General features: G+C 46.7%; 7 protein-coding genes. All 7 read left to right on the forward strand.

Annotated elements, in window-relative coordinates; translation table 11 throughout:
* Window positions 1-201 precede the first annotated feature (201 nt).
* Window positions 202-1,941: an acyl-CoA dehydrogenase gene (locus V7D78_RS15730; protein ID WP_333609411.1), complete on the forward strand. Its 1,740-nt coding sequence runs from the start codon at window positions 202-204 to the stop codon at window positions 1,939-1,941.
* A gap of 12 nt (window positions 1,942-1,953) precedes the next feature.
* A complete protein-coding gene (locus V7D78_RS15735; protein WP_333609412.1) occupies window positions 1,954-2,826 on the forward strand; it encodes a phospholipase A in 873 nt (290 codons plus the stop codon).
* A 219-nt stretch (window positions 2,827-3,045) separates the two neighbouring features.
* Window positions 3,046-3,357, forward strand: a complete 312-nt coding sequence (gene rpsJ, locus V7D78_RS15740; protein WP_008899121.1) for a 30S ribosomal protein S10 — start codon at window positions 3,046-3,048, stop codon at window positions 3,355-3,357.
* Between the two features lie 29 nt (window positions 3,358-3,386).
* Window positions 3,387-4,025, forward strand: a complete 639-nt coding sequence (gene rplC, locus V7D78_RS15745; RefSeq protein WP_333609413.1) for a 50S ribosomal protein L3 — start codon at window positions 3,387-3,389, stop codon at window positions 4,023-4,025.
* Between the two features lie 18 nt (window positions 4,026-4,043).
* Window positions 4,044-4,649 (forward strand): 50S ribosomal protein L4, encoded by a 606-nt coding sequence (rplD, locus tag V7D78_RS15750; RefSeq protein ID WP_333609414.1) that lies wholly within the window; start codon window positions 4,044-4,046, stop codon window positions 4,647-4,649.
* Complete coding sequence (gene rplW, locus V7D78_RS15755) at window positions 4,646-4,948, forward strand: 50S ribosomal protein L23 (RefSeq protein WP_019677718.1); 303 nt, start codon at window positions 4,646-4,648, stop codon at window positions 4,946-4,948. The genes rplD and rplW overlap by 4 nt, the downstream gene beginning before the upstream one ends.
* A 16-nt stretch (window positions 4,949-4,964) precedes the next feature.
* Window positions 4,965-5,619, forward strand: a 655-nt coding sequence (gene rplB, locus V7D78_RS15760) for a 50S ribosomal protein L2 (protein WP_333609415.1), incomplete at its 3' end; no start/stop codon positions are given.

Consider the following 5,619-nt stretch of genomic DNA (forward strand, 5'->3'; position numbering starts at 1 on the left):
CCGTGAAGGCGGCCGTACTGTAGGTGCTGGTGTAGTATCTAAAATCATCGCTTAATTTTTAACAAGCGGTAATGTAAAGAAGGCTCCCCTGTGGAGCCTTTTTTTATACTTAAATAAAATTCAAACAGCTGTTTGAATGCCTTGTCTGGAACCCATTGTTGTGCGATATTGCTAACTCATCCGTCCAGTGAGGAGTTAACTATGAGTAGCTATCAAGCCCCTATAAATGATATGACGTTTAATCTGTTTGATGTATGGCAACTGGATAGCTACTGGCAAAGTAATAGTCAGCTACAGGAACTGATAGAAACTGATACTGCTAAAGCGATATTGGAAGAAGCAGCAAAAATCTGCGAACAGCAAATTGCCCCTTTTGCAGCTGAAGCGGATCAACGCGGTGCGCAACTAGCTGACGGCAAGGTTAGCTTGCCTGAGCATTACCATACAGCCTACCAAAGCCTGGTTGACGGAGGCTGGACAGGCTTAAGCGGCGATCCGCGATATGGCGGTATGGGTATGCCAAAAGCCTTATCAATGATGGTCGATGAAATGATGTGTAGCGCCGATATCGCCTTTTCCCTTTATCCTGGCTTAACTGCAGGCGCCTGTGTCGCTTTGCTGCAACATGCCGATGAAGCAACAAAGCAAACTTATCTGCCAAAGCTGTATAGCGGCGAATGGTCTGGCACTATGTGCTTAACCGAATCACATGCCGGTTCAGATCTGGGCATTATGCGTACCACTGCCAAGGCGAATGATGATGGCAGTTATGCCCTTAATGGCTCAAAGATATTCATTACTGCTGGCGAGCACGAACTGACTTCAAATATCATTCATCTGGTATTGGCTAAGCTGCCGGATGCCCCAGCCGGCAGTCGTGGCATATCATTATTTTTGGTGCCAAAATTTCTGCTGGATAACAGCGGTGAGCCAGCCGAGCGCAACAACGTCAGTGTTGGCTCTATTGAACACAAAATGGGTATTAATGGTTCGGCTACCTGTGTGCTAAATTTTGATAATGCTAAAGGCTTTTTAATTGGCCAGCCGCATCGTGGTTTAAGTTGCATGTTTACTATGATGAATTATGAGCGGCTATCTATGGGCAGCCAGGGCTTAGGCGCTGCTGAGCGCGCATACCAAAATGCGCTGGCTTACTCCAAAGAGCGCTTGCAGGGCAGAGTTACCCTTAAAGATCCGTCTAAAGCAGAGCCGATATTGGTACATGCCGATGTTCGACGCATGCTGCTGAATATTAAAGCCATAAATGAGGCGGGACGTAGTTTCGCTACCTGGGTGGCGAGTTTATTAGACCGGGCTAAGTACGATGAATGCGAGCTATCTGCACAGCGAGCCAACCTGTTAACGCCGATCACTAAAGCCTTTATGACGGATCAAGGTTTTGAAGCCTGTGTCAGTGCACAGCAAGTATTTGGTGGTCATGGCTATGTAAAAGAGTGGGGCATGGAGCAATTGGTGCGCGATGTTCGTATTGCACAAATCTATGAAGGTACTAATGGTATTCAAGCTGCCGATTTTATGTTGCGCAAAGTCGCAGCAGATAATGGCGCTGTGTTATGTTCATTATTAACTGACATTAGCCAGCAAATTGGCCAGCAACCTAATGCAATTAGTGCAGCGCTGCAGCAAAAAATTGAGCAATTACAGCAATTGACACAGCAACTGCTACAGCAGTCGCAGGCCGAGCAAAGTGCTGCCGCATGCGACTTTCTGGCATTAGTGTCCTATGTATTGTATGGCTATATGTGGTATAAAAATTTGGTAGCCTTAGATGCTGATAAACACAGTGCAGACTTTATTGCCAGTAAACAACTGACGGCGAAGTGGTACCAGCATAAAGTTTTACCCAAAACTGCCGGCCTGATAGCGCAACTCAGCGGTGACAGTTCTTCGTTATTTAATTTAAGTGAGCAACAATTTTAAGCGGGAGTGGCTATGAGACTGATGCGTTATGCCGGGCTGTTGGTATTGCTGTGTTGCAGTGTTACTGTTGAAGCGGCAGATGCTCTGGATAAACGCATGAAGGCTGAAGAATGGGATGCCTATCGCCCTTTTTCGCTAATACCGCATAAAAATAATTATCTGATGCCATTGACTTACGTTGATGGCATAGCCGGCACCTTAAATCGTGATGGTGTCAGTGCTGCGTCTGATAACATTGAGGCGAAATTCCAATTAAGTCTAAAAACCCCGTTGTGGACCAGAATTTATAAAGACAACGGTTATCTGTTTTTTGCTTTTACCCAACAAGCTTTCTGGCAGGCATATAACAGTGAGGTATCTTCACCGTTTCGGGAAACCAATTACGAGCCTGAACTAATATTGATGTTACCGCATTACCGCAACTATGAAGAAGCGGCCAGCCGCATCCTCAGTTTAAGTTTGTCGCATCAGTCTAATGGCCGGGCCGGCGAGCTGTCACGTAGTTGGAATCGCTTAAAACTCAGTTGGGTTACCTCAGTCGGCAATGTGTTTATTAATTTTGAGCCCTGGTACCGCTTTAGTGAATCACCTAAAAGCTCACCTGAAGACCCTAAAGGGGATGATAACCCCGACATTACCAAATATATGGGTTGGTTTGAATTATCAGCAGCCTATAAGCAAGATGAAGCGACCTGGCGCATGATGCTGCGTAATAATTTGCGCAGCGATAATAAGGGTGCAGTTCGCCTGTCCTATTCGCGTCCCTTTAATCAGCATATACGCTTGTATGTCGAGTTATTCAGTGGTTATGGCGAAAGCATGATTGACTATGACCGCTCAGTAACCCGTTTTGGTATTGGCTTTGAGCTGAATGATATTTTGTAGTGCAATTTATAACCAAGGCTTGCGTTATTGGTTGATTTCAGTATAATGCGCGGCCAGTCGATACAATTCTGACTGGCACGTTAACCCGGCTTAGCAAGTGGTTAACGCTGACAATGCTCCCGATTGGGGAGCAACTGGTACTTTGGTGCATAGGCATACCCAACATGGGTTATGGCTTATGTTTATTTTTGCTCTTTTTGCTCTTTGAGGCTTTGATACATGAGTAATCAAAGGATACGCATCCGTCTGAAAGCGTTCGATCACCGTTTGATCGATCAGTCAACTATGGAAATCGTAGATACTGCTAAGCGTACTGGCGCTCAGGTTCGTGGTCCAATTCCACTGCCAACTCGTCAGGAACGTTTCACCGTTCTGATTTCTCCTCACGTCAATAAAGATGCGCGTGACCAGTACGAAATCCGTACCCACAAGCGTTTAATCGACATCGTTGAACCAACTGAAAAAACAGTTGATGCGCTGATGCGTTTAGATCTGCCTGCTGGCGTTGACGTTCAAATCAGCCTGGGCTAATCAGACAGGTTTTTAGAGAGGTTTAGGAAATGGCTATCGGTCTTATCGGTCGTAAAGTGGGCATGACTCGCATCTTCACAGAAGATGGCGTATCTATCCCAGTAACCGTAATCGAAGCAACACCAAACCGCGTTACTGCTGTTAAAACGCAAGACGTTGAAGGCTATAGCGCGCTGCAAGTAACCGCTGGCACTGTTAAGGCAAGCCGCCTGAACAAGCCAGAAGCGGGTCACTTTGCAAAAGTAGGTGTTGATGCTGGTCGTGGTCTGTGGGAATTCCGCCTGCAAGACAACGAAGGTGCTGACATTACTGTTGGCAGCGAGATTACTGTCGAAATTTTCGCAGAAACGAAAAAAGTGGATGTGTCAGGCACATCAAAAGGTAAGGGTTTTGCTGGTGCTGTTAAGCGCTGGAATTTCCGTACTCAGGATGCTACTCACGGTAACTCTTTGTCACACCGTGCACCAGGTTCTATTGGTCAAAACCAATCACCAGGTAAAGTATTCAAAGGTAAAAAAATGGCTGGTCACTTAGGTGCAGAGCGCGTAACCGTGCAGTCACTGGAAGTGGTTCGTGTAGACGCTGAGCGTAACATCCTGTTAGTAAAAGGCGCAGTGCCTGGTGCTATCGGCGGTGACGTGATCGTTAAACCAGCTGTTAAAAGCTAACGTCTGAGGAGATAAGTGATGGAATTAGCATTACGAGACGCTCAAGGCGCTCTTGAAGTTTCCGAAGCTACCTTTGGACGTGAGTTTAACGAAGCTCTGGTACACCAGGTTGTCGTTGCTTATGCAGCTGGCGCCCGTCAGGGTACCCGTGCGCAGTTAACGCGTTCAGAAGTTCGCGGTGGCGGCAAGAAGCCATGGCGCCAGAAGGGTACAGGCCGTGCCCGTGCTGGTACAATCCGCAGCCCAATCTGGCGCGGAGGCGGTGTGACGTTTGCGGCTAAGCCACAAGATCACAGCCAAAAAGTAAACCGCAAAATGTATCGCGGTGCGATCAGAAGCATTTTGTCTGAGTTAGTGCGTCAGGACCGGTTAATCGTGGTGGAAAACTTTGCAGTTGAAACCCCGAAAACTAAAGATTTATCTGCCAAATTAAAGGCAATGGATCTGAAAGACGTATTAATTGTGACTAACGAAGTTGATGAGAACCTGTTCTTATCTGCACGTAACCTGTACAAGGTTGACGTTCGTGACGTACACGGTATCGACCCGGTCAGCTTAATCGCATTCGACAAAGTGTTAATGACTGCTGCTGCAGTTAAGCAACTTGAGGAGCTGTTAGCATGATCCGTGAAGAACGTTTACTGAAAGTGATTCTGGCTCCGCATGTTTCTGAAAAAGCAACTAATGCGGCAGAGAACAACAACACTATCGTTTTCAAGGTATCTACTACCTCTACTAAAGCCGATATTAAAGCTGCTGTAGAAAAACTGTTTGAAACAGAAGTAGTGGGTGTTCGCACTGTTAATGTTAAGGGTAAGACCAAGCGCACTGGTGCGCGTATGGGCAAGCGTAGCGATTGGAAAAAAGCTTACGTGACTCTTAAAGAAGGCAGCGAAATCGATTTCGTTGGCGGCGCTGAGTAAGAAGAGGAGTTAGGAAATGGCACTTGTTAAGTGTAAACCTACGTCACCAGGTCGTCGCCACGTATTAAAAGTGGTTAACCCTGACCTGTACAAAGGCAAGCCTTATGCTCCTTTGTTAGAGAAGAAAGTTAAAACTGGTGGTCGTAACAACAATGGTCGTATCACTACCCGTCATATCGGTGGTGGTCATAAGCAACATTACCGTGTTGTCGATTTTAAACGTACTAAGGACGGTATTCCGGCCAAGGTTGAGCGTTTAGAATACGATCCGAACCGTACTGCAAATATCGCTTTAGTGCTGTATGCAGATGGTGAGCGTCGTTATATTCTGGCCCCTAAAGGCCTGAAAGCTGGTGACACTGTGGTTTCTGGTATGGACTCGCCTATTAAAGCGGGTAACACTTTACCTCTGCGGAATATCCCAGTAGGTCAGGTGGTTCACAATATCGAAATGAAACCAGGTAAAGGCGGCCAATTGGCTCGCTCAGCCGGTGCTTTTGTACAAATCCTGGCACGTGATGGTGACAATGTCACTTTACGTCTGCGCAGTGGTGAAGTGCGTAAAGTATCATCAGATTGTCGCGCGACTATCGGTGAAATCGGTAATGCCGAGCACATGTTACGTCAATACGGTAAAGCTGGTGCTATGCGCTGGCGCGGCGTTCGCCCAA

It is taken from the genome of Arsukibacterium sp., from assembly GCF_036735525.1.
Lineage (GTDB): Bacteria > Pseudomonadota > Gammaproteobacteria > Enterobacterales > Alteromonadaceae > Alishewanella.